Source organism: Pseudomonas brassicacearum (assembly GCF_003732175.1).
In the GTDB taxonomy this organism is placed as follows: domain Bacteria; phylum Pseudomonadota; class Gammaproteobacteria; order Pseudomonadales; family Pseudomonadaceae; genus Aquipseudomonas; species Aquipseudomonas brassicacearum_G.
The window spans coordinates 87,659-110,528 of sequence record NZ_MOBI01000006.1 but is presented as its reverse complement, the minus strand read 5'-3'; the positions used below and the strand labels follow the sequence as shown (position 1 = coordinate 110,528).

19 protein-coding genes are annotated in these 22,870 nt (G+C 60.4%); 14 read left to right on the top strand and 5 right to left on the bottom strand.

Annotated elements, in window-relative coordinates; genetic code table 11:
• Positions 1 to 79 precede the first annotated feature (79 nt).
• Positions 80 to 337: a hypothetical protein gene (locus BK658_RS05900; protein WP_123581483.1), complete on the top strand. Its 258-nt coding sequence runs from the start codon at positions 80 to 82 to the stop codon at positions 335 to 337.
• A 16-nt stretch (positions 338 to 353) separates the two neighbouring features.
• Here the strand turns inward: BK658_RS05900 and betT are convergent, their stop codons facing one another.
• Positions 354 to 2,315 (bottom strand): choline transporter BetT, encoded by a 1,962-nt coding sequence (gene betT / locus BK658_RS05895; protein ID WP_185019785.1) that lies wholly within the window; start codon positions 2,313 to 2,315, stop codon positions 354 to 356.
• A 344-nt stretch (positions 2,316 to 2,659) separates the two neighbouring features.
• Positions 2,660 to 3,586, bottom strand: a complete 927-nt coding sequence (gene epsC, locus BK658_RS05890) for a serine O-acetyltransferase EpsC (protein WP_123581481.1) — start codon at positions 3,584 to 3,586, stop codon at positions 2,660 to 2,662.
• 194 nt (positions 3,587 to 3,780) lie between these two features.
• Between epsC and BK658_RS05885 the strand changes: the two genes are divergently transcribed.
• From BK658_RS05885 to BK658_RS05830, 12 genes are all read left to right on the top strand, one after another.
• The gene (locus BK658_RS05885; RefSeq protein ID WP_123581480.1) at positions 3,781 to 4,773 is read left to right on the top strand and encodes a D-cysteine desulfhydrase; all 993 of its coding nucleotides are present in this window, start codon (positions 3,781 to 3,783) and stop codon (positions 4,771 to 4,773) included.
• A 386-nt stretch (positions 4,774 to 5,159) separates the two neighbouring features.
• The gene (gene tcyJ, locus BK658_RS05880; RefSeq protein ID WP_123581479.1) at positions 5,160 to 5,954 is read left to right on the top strand and encodes a cystine ABC transporter substrate-binding protein; all 795 of its coding nucleotides are present in this window, start codon (positions 5,160 to 5,162) and stop codon (positions 5,952 to 5,954) included.
• A complete protein-coding gene (tcyL, locus tag BK658_RS05875) occupies positions 5,954 to 6,619 on the top strand; it encodes a cystine ABC transporter permease (protein ID WP_123581478.1) in 666 nt (221 codons plus the stop codon). The genes tcyJ and tcyL overlap by 1 nt, the downstream gene beginning before the upstream one ends.
• Positions 6,620 to 6,623: 4 nt before the next feature.
• Positions 6,624 to 7,370, top strand: a complete 747-nt coding sequence (gene tcyN / locus BK658_RS05870) for an L-cystine ABC transporter ATP-binding protein TcyN (RefSeq protein ID WP_123581477.1) — start codon at positions 6,624 to 6,626, stop codon at positions 7,368 to 7,370.
• Positions 7,371 to 7,849: 479 nt separating this feature from the next.
• Entirely contained in the window at positions 7,850 to 8,671 is an 822-nt protein-coding gene (locus tag BK658_RS05865) for a hypothetical protein (protein ID WP_123581476.1), read from the top strand.
• A gap of 282 nt (positions 8,672 to 8,953) precedes the next feature.
• On the top strand, positions 8,954 to 10,195 hold the full coding sequence (locus BK658_RS05860) for an SfnB family sulfur acquisition oxidoreductase (protein ID WP_123581475.1): 1,242 nt from the start codon (positions 8,954 to 8,956) through the stop codon (positions 10,193 to 10,195).
• 24 nt (positions 10,196 to 10,219) lie between these two features.
• Complete coding sequence (locus BK658_RS05855) at positions 10,220 to 11,413, top strand: SfnB family sulfur acquisition oxidoreductase (protein WP_123581474.1); 1,194 nt, start codon at positions 10,220 to 10,222, stop codon at positions 11,411 to 11,413.
• Positions 11,413 to 12,780, top strand: a complete 1,368-nt coding sequence (locus BK658_RS05850) for an LLM class flavin-dependent oxidoreductase (RefSeq protein ID WP_123581473.1) — start codon at positions 11,413 to 11,415, stop codon at positions 12,778 to 12,780. Before BK658_RS05855 ends, BK658_RS05850 begins: the two co-directional genes overlap by 1 nt.
• A gap of 117 nt (positions 12,781 to 12,897) precedes the next feature.
• On the top strand, positions 12,898 to 13,707 hold the full coding sequence (locus BK658_RS05845; RefSeq protein WP_123581472.1) for a MetQ/NlpA family ABC transporter substrate-binding protein: 810 nt from the start codon (positions 12,898 to 12,900) through the stop codon (positions 13,705 to 13,707).
• Between the two features lie 2 nt (positions 13,708 to 13,709).
• Positions 13,710 to 14,834: a methionine ABC transporter ATP-binding protein gene (locus tag BK658_RS05840; protein WP_123581471.1), complete on the top strand. Its 1,125-nt coding sequence runs from the start codon at positions 13,710 to 13,712 to the stop codon at positions 14,832 to 14,834.
• A complete protein-coding gene (locus BK658_RS05835) occupies positions 14,824 to 15,468 on the top strand; it encodes a methionine ABC transporter permease (RefSeq protein ID WP_103318299.1) in 645 nt (214 codons plus the stop codon). Before BK658_RS05840 ends, BK658_RS05835 begins: the two co-directional genes overlap by 11 nt.
• A gap of 106 nt (positions 15,469 to 15,574) precedes the next feature.
• The gene (locus BK658_RS05830; RefSeq protein WP_123581535.1) at positions 15,575 to 16,201 is read left to right on the top strand and encodes a class I SAM-dependent methyltransferase; all 627 of its coding nucleotides are present in this window, start codon (positions 15,575 to 15,577) and stop codon (positions 16,199 to 16,201) included.
• A gap of 116 nt (positions 16,202 to 16,317) precedes the next feature.
• Here BK658_RS05830 and BK658_RS05820 read toward each other — a convergent pair whose 3' ends face one another.
• Genes BK658_RS05820 through BK658_RS05810 form a run of 3 tightly spaced genes read right to left on the bottom strand, consistent with a single transcriptional unit; the run spans position 16,318 to position 21,532 of the window.
• Positions 16,318 to 19,368 (bottom strand): efflux RND transporter permease subunit, encoded by a 3,051-nt coding sequence (locus tag BK658_RS05820; protein WP_123581469.1) that lies wholly within the window; start codon positions 19,366 to 19,368, stop codon positions 16,318 to 16,320.
• Positions 19,368 to 20,435 (bottom strand): efflux RND transporter periplasmic adaptor subunit, encoded by a 1,068-nt coding sequence (locus tag BK658_RS05815; protein WP_123581468.1) that lies wholly within the window; start codon positions 20,433 to 20,435, stop codon positions 19,368 to 19,370. The genes BK658_RS05820 and BK658_RS05815 overlap by 1 nt, the downstream gene beginning before the upstream one ends.
• Entirely contained in the window at positions 20,432 to 21,532 is a 1,101-nt protein-coding gene (locus BK658_RS05810) for an efflux RND transporter periplasmic adaptor subunit (RefSeq protein WP_123581467.1), read from the bottom strand. The genes BK658_RS05815 and BK658_RS05810 overlap by 4 nt, the downstream gene beginning before the upstream one ends.
• A 159-nt stretch (positions 21,533 to 21,691) precedes the next feature.
• Here BK658_RS05810 and BK658_RS05805 point away from each other — a divergent pair, with 159 nt between their 5' ends.
• The gene (locus BK658_RS05805) at positions 21,692 to 22,852 is read left to right on the top strand and encodes an AAA family ATPase (protein WP_123581466.1); all 1,161 of its coding nucleotides are present in this window, start codon (positions 21,692 to 21,694) and stop codon (positions 22,850 to 22,852) included.
• Positions 22,853 to 22,870: the final 18 nt, after the last annotated feature.

Below are 22,870 nucleotides of genomic sequence, written 5' to 3'. Positions count from 1 at the left end.
CCGCCACCCAATCCAGCGCCATTCTGCTGAACGACGCCTATGCTCGGTATGACAAACACCGGCTAGGGAGCACACCATCATGCACACCACGATCATCATCACCTTCGGCCTGGTCTTGCTGGCGCTGATGCTGTTCATCGGTGAGAAGCTCGGCTTCAGCCGCCAGACCCTGACCTACAGTTTCGTCGTCCTGTGGCTGGCGCTGACGGTCATCAACGGCGCCATCGGCATGATCACCGCCGGGCAACCGCTGACCTCCGAGGTGATGGTGGGCTTCATGGTGTTCAGCGTGCCGGTGGCCGCTCTGGTGCTGTTCATGGCCTTGAACAACGCTTGAGCGCCACCGGCGTCGGTCAGCGCACCAAATGCAGGAACTGCATGTGCCGCTCGTACTGATCGAGGATGTCGTTGATGATTTGCTCCTTGGTGTAACCCACCAGATCGTAATCCTGACTACCTTCGCTCAGGTGCACTTCAGCTCGATAGTAGCGGCGGTTGTTGAGCTCTTTGGAGCCCATCCCGCCACGGGCGAAAGACGGCGTGAAGTAACCGCGCATTTGCGCCTGGTAGATGAACGGGTGCTGATCGCCATGACCGATTTCCAGGCTGACGCTGTCGTTGGCCGGGTCTGGTTGAGTGACCACGTTCAAACCCTTTTCAGCGAATACCGCCGTCACTTCTTCAATCGCCGGACGCACCGCTGTGTCGAGGAAACGGTACACCTCGTCACGCGACGGGAAGTGCACGGCCTGACTCAAGCGCTGACGCCAACCACCCTTGCCGCGCCGCGATGCCGAGACCGGCGCCAGCGAATGCAACTGGGCGATCTGCTTCTGCGATTCCAGGTAGAACGCCTTGTGCAGCCCCCACATCATCAGCAACAGAATCAGCGAGAACGGCAACGAGGTCAGTACCACCGCTGACTTCAACGAATCGATGCTGCCGGCAAACAACAATGCACTGGTGACCAGCGCGGTCATCGCACCCCAGAACACCCGCAGCCATTTCGGCCCGTCTTCATCGGCATTACCCCCCTTGGCCGACAGCGTCGAGAGCACCACGGTGCCGGAGTCGGCCGAGGTGACGAAGAATACGAAGCTGATGAACACCGTGACGGCGATCACCGTTTTGCTCCACGGGTAGGTTTCCAGCAGCAGGTAGAGGGTCATCGACGGGTTCTCGATGGCCGACAGGCCAAGGGCACTCATGCCGTGGTTGAGTACCTGGTCGATGGCGCTGTTACCGAAGATCGACATCCACGCCAGGGTGAAGCCGAGCGGAATCAACAGCACGCCGAAGACGAATTCGCGGATGGTCCGGCCACGGGAAATACGTGCAATGAACAGGCCCACGAACGGCGACCACGCGATCCACCAGGCCCAGTAGAACACCGTCCAGCCGCCGAGCCAGTCACTGGGTTTGTCGTAGGCGTAAAGGTCGAAACTCTTCATCGGCAAGGCGCCGAGGTAGTCGCCAAGGTTCTGGATCAAGGTGTTGAGCAGGTGCTGGGTAGGGCCGGCGAACAACACGAATAGCAGTAACGCGCAGGCTAGCAGCATGTTGATGTCGGACATCACCCGCACGCCTTTATCGACGCCAGCGACGGCGACGATGATCGCCGCGCCCATCATTAGCGTGATCAGGCCGACCTGAATCCACTGGGTATGGGCAATGCCGAACAAATAGTCGAGGCCGGAGTTGAGATGCAACACGCCGAAGCCCATGTCAGCGCCCAGACCGAACACCGTGGCGATGATGCCGAAGCCATCCACCGCGTAACCGATCGGGCCGTTGATGCGTTTGCCGATCAGCGGATAAAGCGCCGAGCGCAGGGCCAGCGGCAGGTTATGCCGATAGGCGAAATAGGCCAGCGCCATGCCGACAAAAGCGAATACGCCCCAGCCGTGCAGGCCCCAATGCAGAAACAGAATCTGCATCGCCTGGCGCGCCGCATCGGCCGTGCCGGCCTCGCCCTGCGGCGGTTGCAGCATATGCGTCAGCGGTTCGGACACGCAGAAGAAAAACAACGTGATGCTGATCCCGGCGGCAAACAGCATGCCGGCCCAGGACAGGTAACTGAATTCGGGCTCGTCGTGGTCGGCACCGAGCTTGATCTTGCCGTAGCCAGACAAGGCGGTGACCACCACGAAGACCAGATACAGGGTCATCGCCAGCATGTAGTACCAGCCGACCGTGTTGGCCGCCCAGTTTTGCGCCGCCAGCAACCAGGCGCCGGACTGTTGCGGGAAGGCGATGACCACCAGGCCGAACAGTAAAATGAAAGTCGCCGCGAAGTAGAACACCGGCGGATTCATGCGGATCTGACCGCTTGGAGGGGTGAACGATGCACTCATGAAGCGTGCACCTCGAGGGGGTAAAACGTGGCTGTCAATAACGGACTCAGCAAAGGCTAGCCTCCTGTTGTGAGCGGGCAGCGAACCACCGGTTTAACTTGAATGAACGTTCAAGTTAAACATGGATAGGCTGTGAGGACTAATCGCGAGGCTCGGCGGTACCCTGTGGAGAGAGGGCTTTCTCGTTCCCACGCTCTGCGTGGGAATGCATCCTGTGACGCTCTGCGTCACTTCCCGAGCGGAACGCGGAGCGTCCCTGGCGGCATTCCCACGCAGAGCGTGGGAACGATCAACGTCAGGAAAACCTACTTCTGCGTCCCGTCATCGTGCTGCAGATTGGCCTGGGTCAGGTTGCATCCGGGCGGTACGCTGCGGGTCAGCCAGACGTTGCCGCCGATGGTCGAACCCTTGCCGATGGTGATCCGACCGAGGATGGTCGCACCGGCATAGATCACCACATCGTCTTCAACGATCGGATGGCGCGGATGGCCCTTCTGCAACTGGCCGTCTTCATCGGACGGGAAGCGTTTGGCGCCGAGGGTCACGGCCTGGTAAATGCGTACCCGCTCGCCGATGATCGCGGTTTCGCCGATCACCACGCCCGTGCCGTGGTCGATGAAGAAGCTGCGGCCGATCTGCGCGCCCGGGTGAATGTCGATGCCGGTGGCCGAGTGCGCGATTTCCGCACTGATCCGCGCCAGCAATGGCAGCCCGGCGCGGTACAAATGATGGGCCAGACGATGGTGAATCACCGCCAGAATCCCGGGATAGCACAGCAGCACTTCATCGACACTGCGTGCTGCCGGATCGCCGTGATACGCCGCCAGCACATCGGAATCCAGCAGGCTGCGCAGACCTGGCAAGGCCAGGGCGAAATCCTGGATCAGGCTGATCGCCCGCGCCTCGACTTCGGTATCGACCCGGGCGCTTTGCCGCGCGACATAGCGCAGCTCCAACCGCGCCTGAGCCAGCAGCGCGTTCAACGCCACATCCAGCGTATGCCCGACGTAAAAGTCTTCGCTCTCTTCACGCAGATCCACCGGGCCCAAGCGCATCGGGAACAGCGCACCGCACAGTGCTTCGAGAATCTCCGCCATCGCCGCACGCGATGGCAGCTCACGCCCGCCCTGCTCGCCGCTGATGCGACCGTTCTGCGCACGCCACTGGTCGCGGGCGGTGCGCAGTTGGCTGACGATGGTCTGTAATTGCCAATGGCTGGAACGCTGGCTCACGGTAAAACTCCTCACGTGCTGCGACCGGACGGAAAGGCCGCCTAAGCGGCGTTCACTTTACGGTATGCGCTCAAAGCGGAATTAAGAACGAATAGTACTGTATTAAGCACTTTTTGGCATAAGCGATATTGTCGGTTGCCCGAGCAAATCGGCCTGCCTATAGTCCAGTCATCTCCCACGACCCGTGCGGCCCCATGATCAAACAACAGCTGGCTCGTTTTAATCGTCTGGACCTTCTTGCCAATGCTACCGCCCTGGAAAAACTCGAACGCTTGTCGGCCTGGCTAGGGCGTGATGTCTATGTCAAACGTGACGACCTGACACCGTTGGCCATGGGCGGTAACAAGCTGCGCAAACTCGAATACCTCGCCGCCGAAGCACTTGCGCAAGGCGCCGACACGCTGATTACCGCCGGCGCCATCCAGTCCAACCATGTGCGTCAGACGGCAGCGCTTGCCGCCAAACTGGGCCTGGGCTGCGTCGCCTTGCTGGAGAATCCGATCGGCACTGATGACAGTAATTACCTGGGCAACGGCAATCGCCTGTTGCTGGACTTGTTCGATGCAAAGGTCGAGCTGGTAGAGAACCTCGATAACGCCGACCAACAGTTGCAGGCACTGGCCGACCGTCTGCGCAGTAACGGCAAGAAACCCTATCTTGTGCCAATTGGTGGCTCCAACGCCTTGGGCGCATTGGGCTATGTACGTGCAGGACTGGAGTTGGCCGGGCAAATCGAGGACAGCGGCCTGAAGTTCGCCGCCGTGGTGCTGGCTTCAGGCAGCGCGGGGACTCACAGCGGTCTGGCCTTGGCGCTGAGCGAAGTACTGCCGGACTTGCCGGTGATTGGTGTCACCGTTTCGCGCAGCGACGAGGAGCAGCGGCCGAAGGTCCAGGACCTGGCCGAGCGCACTGCCGAACTGCTGGGCGTGAGCTTGCCGGCGAGCTTCAAGGTTCAATTGTGGGACGAGTATTTCGCTCCGCGTTACGGCGAGCCGAACGCTGGAACCCTCGCTGCCGTCAAGTTGCTGGCCAGCCAGGAAGGGCTGTTGCTCGACCCGGTCTACACTGGCAAGGCCATGGCCGGTTTGCTCGACGGTATCGGCCGGCAGCGCTTCAATGACGGCCCGATCATCTTCCTGCACACGGGTGGCGCGCCGGCGTTGTTTGCCTATAACTCGGCATTTTAATGCCTGCCGGTGAAGTGGTTTTTGTGGCGAGGGGGCTTGCCCCCGTTGGGGTGCGAAGCGCCCCTGAAAACCTGTAAACGAGTTCTTTCAGATCAATCGAGTTGGCAGGCTTTACCACTGCTTCGCAGCGGGACGGGGCGGTGCGGCGTTCCGGCAAGCCCCCTCGCCACAGTTGTTGCGTAAGAAATATATATTCCAAAAAAGAATAACAAAGTGAATTTATATTATTTTTAATATCTAAAAGCCGCATCATATAGTCCCGCCGCAGGCGCAATTGCCGCGAGACGCATACGCTGCTTTTAGGGCACGATGTTGCAGCCGTTCAATTCTCGGTTTTGCCTGCTTCTTCAAAAAAATGTCTTCATAAAAAAACACAGGGGCTTGTCATGAATTTTTCCGCGTTTCGTCGAAATCTGCTGGTGGGCTCGCTGGGCCTGGTACTCGGTGCTGGCCTGTTGGGGCAAGCAGTGGCCGGTGAGCAGCTGCAAAAAATCAAGGAAGCTGGCGTGATCAACGTCGGCCTGGAAGGCACTTATCCACCGTTCAGTTTCGTCGATGCCGACGGCAAACTGGCCGGCTTCGAAGTGGAGTTCTCCGAAGCCCTGGCCAAAGAGCTGGGCGTGAAGGTCAAACTGCAACCGACGAAATGGGACGGCATCCTCGCGGCGCTGGAATCCAAACGTCTGGACGCAGTGATCAACCAGGTGACGATCTCCGAAGAGCGCAAGAAGAAATATGACTTCTCGGAGCCGTATACCGTTTCCGGGATTCAGGCGCTGACCCTGACCAAGAACAAAGACACTATCAAGACCGCCGCCGACCTGGCCGGCAAGAAAGTCGGTGTAGGCCTGGGCACCAATTACGAGCAATGGGTCAAGGACAACGTCCCAAAAGCCATCATCAAGACCTATGACGATGATCCGACCAAATTCCAGGACCTACGTGTCGGCCGTATCGACGCCATTCTGATCGACCGCCTCGCCGCGCTGGAATACGCCAAAAAGGCCAAGGATACTGCCGCCGCCGGCGAAGCGTTCTCCCGTCAGGAAGCCGGCATTGCCCTGCGCAAAGGCGAGCCTGAACTGCTGGCTGCTGTGAACAAGGCCATCGACAAGCTGCGTGCCGACGGTACGCTGAAAAAGCTTTCGGAAAAATACTTTAGCGCTGACGTCACTCAATAATGGAAGAAGCTTTCCAACTCGCACTGGATTCCGCGCCCTTTCTGCTCAAGGGCGCGTACTACACAGTGATCCTCAGCCTGGGCGGGATGTTCTTCGGCCTGGTGATGGGTTTCGGCCTGGCGCTGATGCGCCTGTCGCGCTTCAAGCTAGTGAGCTGGATTGCCCGCATCTACGTGTCGTTCTTTCGCGGCACGCCGTTGCTGGTGCAACTGTTCGTGATCTATTACGGCTTGCCGCAATTGGGCATCGAACTTGATCCGCTGCCGGCGGCCTTGATCGGCTTCTCGCTGAACATGGCCGCCTACGCCTGCGAAATCCTCCGTGCCGCGATCAGTTCCATCGAACGCGGCCAGTGGGAAGCCGCTGCCAGTATCGGCATGACCCGCGCGCAAACCCTGCGTCGGGCCATCCTGCCGCAAGCTGCGCGAACGGCGCTGCCGCCACTGGGCAACAGCTTCATTTCGCTGGTCAAGGACACTGCGCTGGCGGCGACCATTCAGGTGCCGGAACTGTTCCGTCAGGCACAGCTGATCACCGCCCGCACCTTCGAAATTTTCACCATGTATCTTGCCGCCGCACTGATCTACTGGGTGCTTGCAACGGTGCTTTCGCACTTGCAAAACCAGTTGGAAGAGCGGGTCAATCGGCACGACCAGGAGTCCTGACCCCATGATTGTCGTGGAAAAACTGACAAAGCAGTTCAAGGGTCAAGTGGTGCTCAATGGCATCGATCTAAAGGTTGAAGAAGGCGAGGTGGTGGCGATCATCGGCCCTAGCGGCTCGGGCAAGACCACCTTCCTGCGTTGCCTGAACTTCCTTGAAGAACCCACCAGCGGCCGGATCAAGGTTGGCGACATCGAGATCGATGGCAGTCGCCCGCTGAACCAGCAGCAGAGCCTGGTGCGCCGGTTGCGCCAGCATGTCGGCTTCGTGTTTCAGAACTTCAATCTGTTCCCCCATCGCACGGCCTTGGAAAACGTCACCGAAGGCCCTCTGGTGGTGAAGAAAATGCCCAAGGATCAAGCATTGGCGCTGGGTCGTAAACTGCTGGCCAAGGTCGGCCTGGCAGGCAAGGAAGACGCTTATCCGCGCAGGCTGTCCGGTGGGCAGCAACAGCGCGTGGCAATCGCCCGGGCGCTGGCCATGGAGCCGGAAGTGATTCTCTTCGACGAGCCAACCTCCGCGCTTGATCCGGAACTGGTCGGTGAAGTGCTGGCGACCATTCGCAGTCTGGCTGAAGAAAAACGCACCATGGTCATCGTTACCCACGAAATGGGTTTTGCTCGTGACGTGGCGAACCGGGTGGTGTTTTTCGACAAGGGCGTCATCGTCGAACAAGGTGAAGCAAAAGCATTGTTTGCCAATCCAAAAGAAGAACGAACCCGACAATTCCTCAATAAGTTCCTCAACTCCTGAAGTTAACAATCACCTTCAGAAATATATTAACCACTGTCAACTTCCACGGACGGAAGTGACATTTATCACACGACTTGACTCGCCTCACCCGCCTTCCGCCGACGTCCATAACTAATTAATCACCCCAGTCGAAAGCGGTATATAGATACCTCCTGCAACATCCTCCCGTCACGTAACCTCCAACACACTCAGATTGATCCAATGCCAGAAAACGCTGGAAACACTGGCTCACAAATCGAGCACATCCAGGAAAAAGCCGAACGGCATGTCCATCGATCGCTAATCACAGGTAGGAAATATCTGAATAGCCTGGCATTCCCGCGTTCTCAACTTGCGTCTATTGACACCCCGTCGGCCACTCCCTTATCTAGGCGCTAACAGGTATTTCACGGTACTTGAATATATTTAATCGCCTACTACCCTAACGCCTTCGACACTTCCGAAATGGACTTCGCTGCGATGTTTCAAGGAGAACACACATGACTTGTATGTCGAACAAAGTTGAACTGGCGGCTCCCGGCCTGACGCAGTCGCCCGGCTCTGCCATCAACATCACTTCCGCTGCTTACCTGCTGATCGAAATACCGCCTTATACCGGCATGGACGAAGGTGATCTGATCGAACTGTTCTGGGACAACTGCTATGTGGCCTCAAGGGTGCTCAACCGCGCAGATGTCGGCCAGCCACTCAACCTGCGGGTTCCCGAGAGTTTTATCCGCAACGGCAGCTCGCGTATCCACTACCGGCTCATGCAAGTCGGGCAAGGCCCGGCGCTGTCCGCGGTGAAACAGGTCCAGGTCAAACTCGACTGCCCGGGTGGTCAGCCGCACACCCTGTGCGCAGATGAAAACCAGCGCCTGGAGCCATTGGGTATTCCCGAGATGATTCGCCGTCACGGGGTCAATCCGAACCAGATCAAACGTGGCGTGCCACTGATCATCGAACCCTACCTGAATATGGCGGCTGACGATGAAATCACCCTGCGCTGGGGCGATGTTCGCATGGACCTGCCCAAGATCAAACCCGGCGAAGTCGGTCACCCGATCAACGTCTGGGTGCCGTCGGCAGTGATTCTCGAAGCCGGCGAAGACCATCGGCTGGAAGTCACCTACTGCATCCTTGATCGAGCAGGCAATAACTCACGCTGGGCGCCGGTGCGCACGCTGAAAGTCGGCTGCGCCAATACTTGCCTCAAAGTACCCTTCAAAGAGACGCGGCGAGCCGCCAAACCCTGTGGCGAGGGGGCTTGCCCCCGTTCGGGTGCGGAGCACCCGCATACCCCACGCCCGCGTTACACCTGAATACCTGCGATCTTAGCCTTGAAGGGTCGCTTCGCGACCCAACGGGGGCAAGCCCCCTCGCCACAGGGGTACAGAGCTAGCCTTCTATGCATATTCCTAAAAGTTAGTTTATTAATTGTTTATACGCGCTTAGGGTATATAAACCGGACCACCGGACATTCTTGATTTTGATTTCGCCGCACGCTGCGGCTTATCCATGAGATGCGAGGTAGGTATGGTCAGGAACATAATCACCCCGGTGCAAATCGCCAGGGCATTGCGTGCAGCCAAGGAGCGGCGCTGATGTCTAATCTGGCAGATGCAAACGTTCAGAGTGATCTGGACATTCCTCCGCTGTTGTTGCCCGCGCACGTTTTGCGCAACGACGCACAAGCCCTCGAAGCAGCCCGTGAACTTGCTCAGGTCGCCCGCTTGCAAGCCGCGCGACGCGATCAACAGCGCAAGTTGCCTTGGGCGGAAATTGAACAATTCACCCGCAGTGGCCTGGGCAGTATTGCCATTGGCAAGGCGTTCGGCGGCCCCGATGTTTCATTCGTCACCATCGCCGAAGTCTTCGCGATCATTTCCGCGGCCGACCCGGCACTCGGGCAAATCCCGCAGAACCACTTTGGCATTCTTAACCTGCTCCAGCACACCGCCAACGAACGGCAAAAAAAACAGCTGTTCCAGAGCGTGCTCGACGGTTGGCGGATCGGCAACGCAGGCCCGGAACGCGGCACCAAAAACACCCTGGAACTCAAGGCCCGCATCACCGCCGACGGTGATGGCTACGTCATCAATGGTCAAAAGTTTTACTCCACGGGAGCACTGTTCGCGCACTGGGTCGCGGTCAAGGCACTGAACGACGACGGCAAACAAGTTATCGCCTTCGTCCGTCGCGGCACTCCGGGGCTGCGCATATTCGACGACTGGTCGGGCTTCGGCCAGCGCACCACGGCCAGCGGCACCGTGCTGCTGAACAATGTGCGGGTCGATGCTGATCTGGTGGTAGAAAACTGGCGGATCAACGACAGCCCGAACATCCAGGGCGCCGTGTCACAGCTGATTCAAGCGGCCATCGACGCCGGCATTGCGCGCGGCGCCATCGATGACGCCATCAGCTTCGTTCGCGAACGCGCACGGCCGTGGATCGACGCCAACGTCGAACGCGCCAGCGATGACCTCTACGTGATTGCCGACATCGGCAAACTGAAAATCGAACTGCACGCCGCCGAAGCGCTGCTGCGCAAAGCCGGGAACGTGCTCGATCAAGTCAGCGCCGCGCCAGTCACCGCCGAGTCCGCCGCACGCGCTTCAATTGCGGTCGCCGAAGCCAAAGTGCTGACCACCGAGATCTCGCTACTGGCCAGCGAGAAGCTCTTCGAGCTGGCCGGCAGCCGCGCCACCCTCGCCGAGTTCAACCTCGACCGTCACTGGCGCAACGCACGCGTGCACACCCTTCACGATCCGGTGCGCTGGAAATACCACGCCGTGGGCACTTATCACCTGAACGGCACAAAACCAGCCCGCCATTCCTGGATCTGACCGACCAGACATCTGGAGAAACACATGACTCTTTCTCACCCCGTCGCGGTCATTACCAGCGATGAACAAGCCCTTGTCGTCGCCAGCGATCTGGCCGAAGACTTCAAACGCGACAGCGCCCTGCGCGACCGTGAACGACGCCTGCCCTACCCCGAACTGGAAGTCTTTTCGCGCTCCGGCCTGTGGGGCATCAGCGTGCCCAGGGAATTCGGCGGTGCAGGGGTTTCCAACGTCACCCTGGCCAAAATCATCGCGCTGATCGCCCAGGCCGACGGTTCGCTGGGGCAGATCCCGCAGAACCATTTTTATGCCCTCGAAGTGCTGCGCGTGAACGGTACATCCGAGCAGAAAAAACGCCTGTACGCCGAAGTTCTCGCCGGTCAACGCTTCGGCAATGCGCTGGCCGAACTCGGGACCAAAACCGCTCTCCACCGGGTCACCAGCCTGACTCCCGACGGCGACGGATTTCGCATCAACGGCCGCAAGTTCTACTCCACCGGGGCGATTTACGCACAACGGATTCCGACCACGGTGGTCGATGAAAACGGCGTCCAGCAACTGGCCTTCGTCCCGCGTGACAGCCGGGGTCTGACGGTTATCGATGACTGGAGCGGCTTCGGCCAGCGCACCACCGGCAGCGGTTCGGTGGTGTTCGAAGACGTCTACGTCTCGGCAGACGACGTGATCCCCTTTCAAAGCGCCTTCGAACGTCCAACCCCGGTCGGCCCGCTGGCGCAGATTCTTCATGCGGCCATCGACACCGGCATTGCTCGCGCCGCCTATGAAGACGCGCTGCATTTCGTGCGAAGCAAAACCCGCCCCTGGATCGACTCCGGCAATGACAACGCCACCGAGGACCCGCTGACAATCAAAAGCTTTGGCCACCTGAGCATTCGCCTGCACGCGACGGAAGCCCTGCTGGAACGTGCAGGAGAGTTCCTCGACCGCGCCCAGGCCGACACCAACGCCGAAACGATCGCGGCGGCCTCGATTGCCGTGGCCGAAGTGCGCGCCATCAGCACGGAAATCTCCCTGGCGGCCGGCAGCACGCTGTTCGAACTGGCCGGCAGCCAGGCCACCCTGGCCGAGCACGGGCTGGATCGTCACTGGCGCAACGCCCGCGTGCACACCCTGCACGACCCGGTACGCTGGAAGTACCACGCGATTGGCAACTACTACCTCAACGATGAAAACCCGCCGCTGCGAGGGACTATTTGATGCCCTCGCCTCTGACAAAGAGAAAAAAGATCCTGCTCAATGCCTTCAACATGAACTGCATCGGGCACATCAACCACGGCCTGTGGACTCATCCACGGGACAACTCGACCCAGTACAAGACCGTCGAGTACTGGACCGAGCTCGCGCAATTGCTGGAGCGTGGGTTGTTCGACGGGCTGTTCATCGCCGACATCGTCGGGGTGTATGACGTCTATCAAAACTCAGTCGACGTGCCGCTCAAAGAGTCGATCCAATTGCCGGTCAACGACCCGTTGCTGCTGGTGTCGGCCATGGCCGCGGTGACCAGAAATCTCGGCTTCGGCCTGACCGCCAACCTGACGTATGAGCCGCCGTACCTGTTCGCCCGTCGCCTGTCGACCCTCGATCACCTGAGCCGTGGCCGAGTCGGCTGGAACATCGTCACCGGCTATCTCGACAGCGCCGCCAAGGCCATGGGCCTGAGCGAACAGGTCGAGCATGACCGGCGTTACGACCAGGCCGATGAGTACCTTGAAGTGCTATACAAACTCTGGGAAGGCAGTTGGGAAAACGATGCGGTCATCAACGACCGCGAGCAGCGGGTCTACGCGACACCTGCGAAAGTCCACAAGGTCGAACACCACGGCGAGTTCTATCAGGTCGAGGGTTATCACCTCTGCGAACCCTCGCCGCAGCGCACGCCAGTGCTGTTTCAGGCCGGCAGTTCGGATCGCGGCCTGGTATTCGCCGGGCAACACGCCGAGTGCGTATTCATCAGTGGCCAGAACAAGGCCTCGACCAAGGTGCAGGTGGACAAGGTCCGCGCCAGCGCCGCCGTTGCCGGGCGTAATCCCGAGGACATCAAGGTCTTCATGGGGCTCAACGTAATCGTCGGCGCGACCGAGGCGTTGGCCTGGGCCAAGCACGCTGAATACCTGAGCTACGCCAGCGCCGAGGCCGGGGTGGCGCATTTCTCGGCGTCCACCGGGATCGACTTTTCCGAATACGAACTCGATGAACCCATCCAGTACGTGAAAAACAACGCCATCCAGTCCGCCACCAAAAACCTGCAAAACAACGACTGGACCCGACGCAAGTTGCTGGAGCAACACGCATTGGGCGGCCGCTACATCACCGTGGTCGGCTCGCCTGAACAAGTCGCCGATGAGCTGGAATCCTGGATCGCGGAAACCGGCCTGGACGGCTTCAACCTGACCCGCATCGTCACCCCGGAAAGCTATGTCGATTTCATCGACCTGGTGATTCCCGAGCTGCAACGCCGCGGGTTGTACAAGACTGCTTATGACAACGGCACCTTGCGCGAAAAGCTGTTTCATGCGCAGGCGTATTTGCCTGAGCAACACACCGGCTCGGCGTTCCGACGCTAAAAGCATCGCGAGCAAGCCCGCTCCCACAGGGGAACGCATTCCAACTGTGGGAGCGAGCCTGCTCGCGATGAGGCCCGACGAGACACCACACACTCATGCACTGACTGGAACCCCGCCATGAAAAACAACCTGCTCACCCTCCCAGTCAAAGCACTTGCCCTGGCCCTCGGCCTCTTCAGCTCGGTAGCGTTCGCCACTGGCGCACCGCTGAAAATCGGCACCACCGCAGCCTTCGCCATTCCATTGGAAGCCGCGGTCGAAGAAGCCGGCAAACAAGGCCTGAAGGTCGAGCTGGTGGAGTTCAGCGACTGGATTGCACCGAACGTCAGCCTGGCCTCGGGCGACATCGATGTGAACTACTTCCAACACATTCCGTTCCTGGAAAACGCCAAGGCCGCTGCCGGGTTTGATCTGGTGCCGTTTGCGCCGGGCATCATCAACAACGTCGGCCTGTACTCGAAGAAATACAAAAGCTTTGACAAGCTTCCAATCGGTGCCAGCGTGGCCATCGCCAACGACCCGATCAACAGCGGTCGTGGCCTGCAACTGCTGGCCAAGGCCGGGTTGATCAGCCTCAAACCGGGGGTGGGCTACAAGGCGACCGAAGACGACATCGTCGCCAATCCGAAAAAACTGAAAATCCTTCAGGTCGAAGCCGTGCAACTGGTGCGTGCGTATGACGACGCCGATCTGGTGCAGGGCTACCCGGCCTACATTCGTCTGGCCAAGACCTTCGATGCCGGCTCGGCGCTGCTGTTCGACGGCCTCGACCACAAGGAATACGTGATCCAGTTCGTGATCCAGCCAAAAAGCAAAACCGACCCGCGCCTGATCAAGTTCGTCGACATCTACCAGCATTCGCCGGTGGTTCGCGCCGCGCTGGATAAAGCCCACGGCAAGCTCTACCAAGCTGGCTGGGAAGGCTGACCATGAATGCCGCCAACGCCCAGCTTCGACTGCAAATCCCGCCGTCTCGCAACGCTGAACAGACTGAACTGCATCCCGAGCTCAATCGCGCCCATGTGCGCTTTATCGGCCTGGGTAAAACCTACAACGGCCAGCAAGGCCCGGTCGCTGCGCTGCACGGCATCGACCTGGCGATCCAGCGCGGTGAAGTGTTCGGCATCATCGGCCGCAGCGGTGCGGGCAAGTCCTCGCTGATCCGCACCATCAACCGCCTCGAACAACCGAGCACCGGTCGGGTGCTGATCGATCAGGTGGACATCGGCGAGTTCGATGAAGACCGTCTGGTGGCGCTGCGGCGGCGGATCGGCATGATCTTTCAACACTTCAACCTGATGTCGGCCAAAACCGTGTGGCAGAACGTCGAGCTGCCACTCAAGGTCGCGGGCGTGCCGAAACCCGAGCGTGAACAGAAGGTCCGCGAGCTGCTGGAACTGGTCGGCCTGCAAGGCAAACACAAGGCCTATCCGGCGCAACTTTCGGGCGGGCAGAAGCAGCGCGTCGGCATCGCCCGGGCGCTGGTGCATGACCCGGCGATTCTGCTCTGCGACGAGGCCACTTCGGCCCTCGACCCGGAGACCACGCAGTCGATCCTCGGCCTGCTGCGCGAGATCAATCAGCGCCTCGGGCTGACGATCATTCTGATCACCCACGAAATGGCGGTAATCCGCGATATCTGTGATCGGGTAGTGGTGCTCGAACACGGACGAATCGTCGAGCAAGGACCGGTCTGGGAAGTGTTTGGCAACCCGCAGCACGAGGTCAGCAAAACCTTGCTGGCGCCTCTGCAACATGGCTTGCCGGAAGAACTGCAAAGCCGATTGCAGGCGCAGCCGCAATCGTCGGAATCTGCGGTAGTGCTGCGGTTGCAGTTCACCGGCAACAGCAATGATGAGCCAGACCTGGCGGCGCTGTTCAGTGCCCTCGGCGGTCGCGTGCGCTTGCTGCAAGGCGGCGTTGAACGGATTCAGGGGCATGCCCTCGGGCAATTGTTATTGGCGGTAACCGGTTCGTCCTTGGGCGCTGAAGAGTTGCGTCAACGCGCCAGCCACTGGGCGCAACAGGTGGAGGTGCTGGGTTATGTGGTTTGATCGATTGCTGCAGGGCGTTATCGACACCTTTCTGATGGTCGGCGTGTCGTCGCTGATCGCGCTGTTGGCGGGCATTCCGCTGGCGGTGATTCTGGTCACCAGTTCCAAGGGCGGGATCTACCAGGCACCGGCGCTGAATCGTGCGCTGGGGGCCTTCGTCAACCTGTTCCGCTCGATCCCGTTCCTGATCCTGATGGTCGCGCTGATCCCCTTCACCCGCTTGATCGTCGGCACCACCTACGGCGTCTGGGCCGCCGTGGTGCCGCTGACCATCGCCGCCACGCCATTCTTTGCGCGCATCGCCGAAGTCAGCTTGCGCGAGGTCGACCACGGTTTGATCGAGGCCGCCCAGGCCATGGGCTGCCGACGCTGGCATATCGTCTGGCATGTGTTGTTGCCGGAGGCGCTGCCGGGAATCGTCGGGGGGTTCACCATCACGTTGGTCACGATGATCAACTCCTCGGCCATGGCCGGTGCGATTGGTGCCGGGGGGTTGGGGGATATCGCGTACCGCTACGGGTATCAGCGCTTTGATAGCCAGATCATGCTGACGGTGATTGTGTTGCTGGTGATTCTGGTGGCGGTGATTCAGTTGGGTGGGGATCGGTTGGCTCGGGGGTTGAACAAGCGCTGACCCCCTTACCTATCGTTCCCACTGCGTGGGAACGATCATCGGCATGGGAACGATCATCTTCAAGGGGTATATTCGGCGGACTCACCCTTTGCCTGCGCAGCCGATCATGAAGCACACCCCGGATGACCTCAAACAGATCACCGCGACCACTCTGGGTCATTACGACCAGGTGGCCGAGAATTTTCGTGAAGGCACACGCGACCACGATGTCAGCCAGAATATCGACGCACTGTTGCGGCATATTCAGGGCACGGCGCCGTACACCCTGCTCGATTTCGGCTGTGGCCCCGGACGCGATTTGCAGACATTCACCCGCATGGGCCACATCGCCATCGGCCTCGACGGCTCCGAACGTTTCGCCCAGATGGCCCGCGAGGACAGCGGCTGTGAGGTTTGGCAGCAAGACTTTTTGAAACTCGATCTGCCGGCCGAACGCTTCGACGGGATCTTCGCCAACGCGGTGCTGTTTCATGTTCCGGTTCAGGAATTGCCACGGGTGTTGAAACAGCTGCACGGAGCGTTGAAGCCGGGCGGTGTGTTATTCAGTTCGAATCCGCGCGGGGATAACCGCGAAGGCTGGAATGGCCCGCGCTTTGGGGCGTATCACGATCTGGCGGCGTGGCAGGAACTGCTGACGGCGGCGGGGTTTGTCGAGTTAGAGCATTACTACCGGCCGGCAGGATTGCCGAGGGATCAGCAGCCCTGGTTGGCGAGTGTCTGGCGGCGTAGCTGAGATCCGATCGTTCCCACGCTCCGCGTGGGAATGCAGCCAGTGACGCTCTGCGTCACCACCGCAGGGACGCGGAGCGTCCCGTGAGGCATTCCCACGCAGGAGCGTGGGAACGATCATCACGAGGACTTCTTCGGCTCCTTGATCTTGTACCACGCCACATACAGCGCTGGCAGGAACAGCAGCGTCAGTAAGGTGGCGACGATGATCCCGCCAATCATTGCGTAGGCCATCGGCCCCCAGAACACCTCCCGGGCAATCGGAATCATGCCCATGCTCGCGGCTGCGGCAGTCAGCAGAATCGGCCGGCGACGGTGTTCGGTGGCTTGCACCACGGAGTCCCAGGGTGAGAGGCCGCTGCGTTCGAATTCGTCGATCTGGGTCACCAGAATCACCGAGTTGCGAATGATGATGCCGATCAGCGCGAGAATCCCGAGAATCGCCACAAAACCCATCGGCGTCCCCGACGGAACCAGCGCCAGCACCACGCCGATCAAGCCCAGCGGCGCGACACTCGCCACCAGAAACAGCTTCTGCACGCTGTGCAACTGGATCATCAGAAAAGTCGCCATCAGGAACAGCATCAACGGCACGACTTTGGCGATCGGCCCTTGGGCCTTGCCGCTTTCTTCGACCGTACCGCCGGTGGCGACCTTGTAGCCCACCGGCAAACCCGCGGCAAACGTGTCGATATCCGGCTTCAGCAGCCTCACCAGGTCAGTCGGCTGTATCTCGTCGCGCACCGCTGCCTTGATGGTGATGGTCGGTTTGCGATCGCGGCGCCAGACCAGTGGCTGCTCCAGTTCATACCGCACGGTGGCGAAGGCCAGCAACGGGGTCGACGTTCCGCCGGGTGTGACGATTTGCAGGTTTTGCAGGGTTTCCGGCGTGCCACGCTCGGCGTCCACGGCGCGTCCGACCACGTTGATCAGGTAGATGTCATCGTCGACCTGAGTCACCGCCGAGCCGCTGACGATGCTGTTCATCAGGTTCGCCACGTCTTCGGACGACAGCCCGAGTTGCCGCGACTTGTCCTGGGCGATGTCGATGCGCAGGACTTTACCTGGTTCGTTCCAGTCGAAAATGATCTCGCCGATGTGCGGGCTCTTGTCCAGCACGCTGGCCAGGTCGATGGCATGCTTGCGTACCTGATCGATGTCTTTGCCGCTGACCCGGTACTGGATCGGCCGGCCCACCGGCGGGCCCATTTCCAGGGCTTGCACGTAGCTACCAATGCCGACGAAGTCCTTGCGCAGACGTTCGCGCAAGCGCTCGCTGAGCAGCGTGCGGGTTTTGAAATCCTTGCTGACGATCACCAGTTGCGCGTAGTAGGGGTTCTGCAATTGCTGATCGAGCGGCAGGTAGAAACGAATCGCGCCCTGACCGATGTAGGTGCTCCAGCGCACGATGTCCGGATCGCCCTTGAGGGTCGCTTCGAGACGGTCGACGGCCTTGCGGGTTTCATCCATCGAGGCGTTTTGCGGCAGGTTCAGGTCGACGAGAATTTCCGGGCGATCCGACGACGGGAAGAACTGGTTCTGCACGAAACGCATGCAAAACACCGCCAGCAGGAAACACAGCACCGTGATGCCGATGGCCCACCAGCGGTTGCGCATGCTCCACAACAAGCCACTGTTGAATGCCTTGCCGATCCGCCCGGGCTCCGCACCATGCGGTTTCACATGGGCGCTGAGGATGTGCAGGCCGATCACCGGGGCGAACAGCACCGCGACAATCCACGAGACGATCATGGCCACGGCGATGACCGCAAACAGGGTAAAGGTGTACTCACCGGCGGAGCTGGCGTTCAGGCCAATCGGCACGAAGCCCGCGACGGTCACCAGGGTCCCGGTGAGCATCGGGAACGCTGTCGAGGTATACGCGAACGTCGCCGCCTGCTCCTTGGTTTCACCCATTTCCAGGCGCGTGACCATCATCTCGACGGTGATCATCGCGTCATCCACCAACAACCCGAGGGCGATGATCAGCGCCCCGAGGGAAATCCGCTGCATGGTGATGCCGCTGTACTCCATGAATACGAAGACCATCGCCAGCACCAGCGGAATCGAGCAGGCCACCACCAACCCGGCGCGCACGCCAAGGCTGATGAAGCTGACCACCAGCACAATGATGACTGCCTCGAACAACGCACTGGTGAAGCCTCCGACCGCCTCTTCCACCACTTCGGCCTGATCCGAAACCTTGTGCACGCCGACGCCCACCGGCAGGTCGGCAGTAAGTTCGTCCATACGTTTGTGCAGCGCGTTGCCGAAGACCTGAATGTTGCCGCCCTTCTGCATGGCAATTGCCAGGCCAATGGCCGGCTGGCCGTTGAAGCGGAACATCGGTGACGCCGGGTCGACGTAGCCACGGCTGATGTCAGCGATATCGGCCAAACGGTAGAAGCGATCGTTGAGCCGAAGATTGACCGTCTCCAGGTCTTTTTCCGACGTGAACTGCCCGGACGTGCGCACGGAAATCCGCTCTGGACCGGCCTCGATCACCCCGGCCGGTGTCACCGCGTTCTGGGTTTGCAGGCTTTGTACGACCTGACGCTGATCGATCCCGAGCGCCGCCAGTTTGCGGGTGGAGAAATTCAGATAGAGCACTTCGTTCTGCTGGCCGACCATCTCGATCTTGCCCAGCCCCGGTACGTCACGGATCTCGGCGCGGGCCTGCTCGACGTAGTCGCGCAACTGGCGCATCGACAGGCCGTCGGCGGTAAAGGCGTAGATCGAACCGAACACATCACCGAATTCATCGTTGAACGACGGGCCCTGTATGCTCTGGGGGAACGTGCCGCGAATGTCGTTGATCTTCTTGCGCACCTGGTACCAGATTTGCGGGATGTCCTTGCCACTGGTGGTGTCACGCAAGTTGACGTACACCGTGGATTCGCCGGGGCGGGTGTAGCTTTTCACGTAGTCGAGCGAGTCGAGCTCTTCGAGTTTTTTCTCGATGCGGTCAGTGACCTGCTTGAGGGTTTCTTCCTGGGTCGCACCGGGCCAACGGGTCTGGATGACCATGGTTTTGATGGTGAACGACGGGTCTTCTTCGCGTCCCAGGTTGAGGTATGAAAACACCCCCATCAGCAACGCGACGAACATCAGGTACCAGATGAACGACTGATGCTTGATGGCCCACTCGGATAAGTTGAAGCTCCCTTTCATCACGGGTGGTCCTCGTCGATTTTGACTTTTTGCCCCGGTTTCAGGCTGTTCACACCGGCGCTGACCACTCGTTCACCACTTTTGACGCCGTGCGCGAGGGTTACGCTGTCGGCGCCACGACTGAGCACGGTGACGTCTCGCGGGGAAACGGTCTGGGTCTGTTTGTCGACCACCCAGATACGGGTTTTACCGCCGACTTCCTGCAAGGCCGTCAGCGGCAATTCGATACGCGGCTCGATGGCCGAGCTCAGGGTGACGCTGATCGCCGTACCGAGACGAAAGCCCCGCGGCGTCTCGGCCAGGGTCAGACGGGCGCGACGGGTACGGGTCGCGCTTTGCGCCTGCGGCTCGATCTCGCGGATGGTGGCCGTGGTGTGGATACTTGGATCAAGTTGCACAGCCACTTCAAACACAACGTCGGTGGGCAGTTGCTCGGCGAGGCCCGCCGGCAGATCGATTACCGCTTCCTTGATGTCAGGCCGCGCCAGCGTCACCACTTGCTGTCCGGCCGTCACCACCTGTCCGGCCTCGGCGCTCCAGGCCGTCACGATAGCGTCGTGATCGGTATGCAGCTCGGTGTAATTGAGCTGGTCCCTGGCCTGACTGAGCGCCGCCCTAGCCTGATCCAGTGAAGCCTGGGTGGTTTTCAGGTCAGTCTGGGCAATATCCAGTTGCGCCTGGGCGCCCACCCCCTTGTTGAACAGTTCCTGCTGACGGCGTGCATTGGCCTTGGCATTGATCAGCTGGGCCTCGACTTTCGCCTGATCGCCCCGAGCGACACGTAACTGGTTCTGCTGATCGGTCGGGTCGAGGGTTGCCAGCAACGCGCCCTTCCTGACTTCGCTGCCGACATCCACATTGCGGCTGGCGATACGCCCGGGCACACGGAAGCCAATATTGCTTTCGAAGCGCGCCTGAATGCTCCCGGCGAAACGCCCGAGGTCTTGCTGGTCAAGAGACTGCACTTCGATCGACAGCACCGGGCGCACCGGTTCCGGGGGTGCCTCCTTTTTCGAGCAGGCCGCCAACAGCAAGCCCGCCGACAACAGCAGCAACACGCGCTTCATGGCTGGACTCCCGTCGAACCTTCGGCGGGCGGCGTAACGATCTCGACCGATACGTCGGGGTGCAACAACTGGCCGCCAGCGGTGACGACTCGCTCGCCGCCGTTCAGGCCCTCGCTGATGATCACTTTGCCGGTCAGGTAACGCCCCACCTTGACGGTCTGCAACTGTGCCTTGCCATCGGCATCCACCCACCACACCGCCGGATCACTGAGATTCTTGGTCAGCGCGGCCCAAGGCAATTCGATCACAGACGTGCCCAGTACCTTGGCCGTGGCACTGACCACTGAGCCCAACTGCATGCCTTCAGGCAATGCGCTGAGGGTGACCTTGACCTGCACCGTCCCGGTTTGCGCCGACACCGCCGGGGTGATTTCGCGCACCGTGCCGGTGGTGTTGATCGTCGGGTTGTCGAGCAGGCTGACCACCACCGACCGCTCCGATGGCGGCGCGCTCAACAGCGATTCATAGACATTGAACACCGCGTCACGCTCGCCATCCCGGGCCAGGCTGAAAATCGGCACCGTGGCTTGCACCACCTGGCCGACTTCAGCCTGACGCGCCGTGATCACGCCGGGCGCGTCGGCAATCAGCGCGGTGTAACTCAGTTGCTCGCGGGCATTGGCCAATTGCGCCTGCGCGGCGGTCAAGGCGCTTTGGCTGCTGCGCAACGCAGCCTGGGCCGAATCGTATTCGCTTTGGCTGGTGTAACCCTTGGGCAAGAGTTTTTGCTGGCGGACAAATGCGGCGGCAGTCTGTTTGACCCGCGCCTGCTCGGCGACCACCTGGGCCTGGGCCGAATCAACGTTGGTCTGCAAGTCTTTCGGGTCGAGTCTGGCCAACACTTGTTTGGCAGAAACCCGATCGCCGACATCCACCATGCGCTGGATGATCTTGCCCGCAACGCGAAACGACAACTCGGTCTGAACCCGCGCCTGAACATCCCCGGTCAGGGTCACCGAAGCGGCGAAGTTCGTCGGTTTAACCTCTTGCACAAACACCCGTGGGCGTTGCTTTTCGACCGGCTTTTTATCACCGCATGCGGTCAGCAGGGCAAAGACACTCAGACCAACGACAAACTTGAATCCGGGACCAGCCATGCAGGCTCCTTTGCGTCGTACGGGCGGGCGTGATGCGTGCGGACACATGACGATACGAGTGAGAGCTTAGATCAGGGTTCCAGTTTCGCCTCGGCCTGATAGGGTCCCCTACGACGCAGTTATCCTGATGCCGACTCAGGGCCACAGAGAAAGTCTTCTATGCTCAAAACCCTCGCGGTGGCCAATTACCGCTCGATCAATAAATTGGTGATCCCGCTCGGGCGCTTGAATCTCATCACTGGGCCCAATGGCAGCGGCAAGTCCAACCTCTACCGCGCTCTGCGGCTGTTGGCCGAAACCGCTCAGGGCGGCGTGGTCAACGCACTGGCGCGCGAGGGTGGACTGGACTCGACCTTCTGGGCCGGGCCGGAAAACATCAGCCGACGCATGCGCAACGGTGAGGTGGCGGTCGAAGCCAGCGTGCGCCGGTCGCCCAAGCGCTTGCGCCTGGGCTTTGCCGGTGAGGACTTCAGTTACGCAATCGCCCTTGGCCTGCCGGAACCGTCGGGCTCAGCGTTTTCCCTGGACCCGGAGATCAAGCGTGAATGCATCTGGTCGGGGCCGCTGTACCGCCCGGCGAGTCTGCTGGTGAATCGTGCAGGGGCGGTGATTCGCTCGCGGGTCGAGCGCGATTGGGAGGTGCTGGCCCAGCACACACCGGCATTCGACAGCCTGTTCGATCAGGTCGGCAGCCTGCACGCCTCGCCAGAGGTATTGCAGCTGCGTGAGTTCATTCGCCGCTGGCGCTTTTACGATCACTTTCGCAGCGACGCCGACGCCCCGGTTCGTCAACCGCAACTGGGTACACGCACGCCGGTATTGCATCACGATGGCCGCGACCTGTCGGCAGCGTTGCAAACCATCATTGAAGTCGGTGATCCCGAGGCTCTGCACGCGGCGATCAGCGACGCGTTCCCCGGCGCCCGGCTGAACATCCAGCCGCTACAAGGCGCGCGGTTTGCCATCGAATTTCATCAGGAAGGATTATTGCGACCGCTATCCGCCGCCGAGCTGTCGGACGGGACCTTGCGTTACTTGTTGCTGATCGCCGCGCTGCTGACACCAAGGCCGCCGACGCTGATGGTGCTCAACGAGCCGGAAACCAGTCTGCACCCGGACCTGCTGCCGGCATTGGCACGACTGATCATTCGCGCCTCGGAGCAGTGTCAGGTGTGGGTGGTGTCCCACGCCAGCCGCTTGATCGCGGCGTTGCAGCAAGCCCCCGAATGCAACGCCATCGTGCTGGAGAAAACTTTTGGCCAGACCGGGATCGTTGGTCAGGGGATGCTCGATGAACCTGCGTGGAATTGGCCGGACTAGCCCCATACACATCGTTCC

Excerpts from the sequence above, each read along its gene's own strand:
- BK658_RS05900 (WP_123581483.1), top strand. The coding sequence starts at position 80 with ATGCACACCACGATCATCATCACCTTCGGCCTGGTCTTGCTGGCGCTG.
- betT (WP_185019785.1), bottom strand. The coding sequence starts at position 2,315 with ATGAATCCGCCGGTGTTCTACTTCGCGGCGACTTTCATTTTACTGTTC.
- BK658_RS05885 (WP_123581480.1), top strand. The coding sequence starts at position 3,781 with ATGATCAAACAACAGCTGGCTCGTTTTAATCGTCTGGACCTTCTTGCC.
- tcyJ (WP_123581479.1), top strand. The coding sequence starts at position 5,160 with ATGAATTTTTCCGCGTTTCGTCGAAATCTGCTGGTGGGCTCGCTGGGC.
- tcyL (WP_123581478.1), top strand. The coding sequence starts at position 5,954 with ATGGAAGAAGCTTTCCAACTCGCACTGGATTCCGCGCCCTTTCTGCTC.
- tcyN (WP_123581477.1), top strand. The coding sequence starts at position 6,624 with ATGATTGTCGTGGAAAAACTGACAAAGCAGTTCAAGGGTCAAGTGGTG.
- BK658_RS05865 (WP_123581476.1), top strand. The coding sequence starts at position 7,850 with ATGACTTGTATGTCGAACAAAGTTGAACTGGCGGCTCCCGGCCTGACG.
- BK658_RS05860 (WP_123581475.1), top strand. The coding sequence starts at position 8,954 with ATGTCTAATCTGGCAGATGCAAACGTTCAGAGTGATCTGGACATTCCT.
- BK658_RS05855 (WP_123581474.1), top strand. The coding sequence starts at position 10,220 with ATGACTCTTTCTCACCCCGTCGCGGTCATTACCAGCGATGAACAAGCC.
- BK658_RS05850 (WP_123581473.1), top strand. The coding sequence starts at position 11,413 with ATGCCCTCGCCTCTGACAAAGAGAAAAAAGATCCTGCTCAATGCCTTC.
- BK658_RS05845 (WP_123581472.1), top strand. The coding sequence starts at position 12,898 with ATGAAAAACAACCTGCTCACCCTCCCAGTCAAAGCACTTGCCCTGGCC.
- BK658_RS05840 (WP_123581471.1), top strand. The coding sequence starts at position 13,710 with ATGAATGCCGCCAACGCCCAGCTTCGACTGCAAATCCCGCCGTCTCGC.
- BK658_RS05835 (WP_103318299.1), top strand. The coding sequence starts at position 14,824 with ATGTGGTTTGATCGATTGCTGCAGGGCGTTATCGACACCTTTCTGATG.
- BK658_RS05830 (WP_123581535.1), top strand. The coding sequence starts at position 15,575 with ATGAAGCACACCCCGGATGACCTCAAACAGATCACCGCGACCACTCTG.
- BK658_RS05820 (WP_123581469.1), bottom strand. The coding sequence starts at position 19,368 with ATGAAAGGGAGCTTCAACTTATCCGAGTGGGCCATCAAGCATCAGTCG.
- BK658_RS05815 (WP_123581468.1), bottom strand. The coding sequence starts at position 20,435 with ATGAAGCGCGTGTTGCTGCTGTTGTCGGCGGGCTTGCTGTTGGCGGCC.
- BK658_RS05810 (WP_123581467.1), bottom strand. The coding sequence starts at position 21,532 with ATGGCTGGTCCCGGATTCAAGTTTGTCGTTGGTCTGAGTGTCTTTGCC.
- BK658_RS05805 (WP_123581466.1), top strand. The coding sequence starts at position 21,692 with ATGCTCAAAACCCTCGCGGTGGCCAATTACCGCTCGATCAATAAATTG.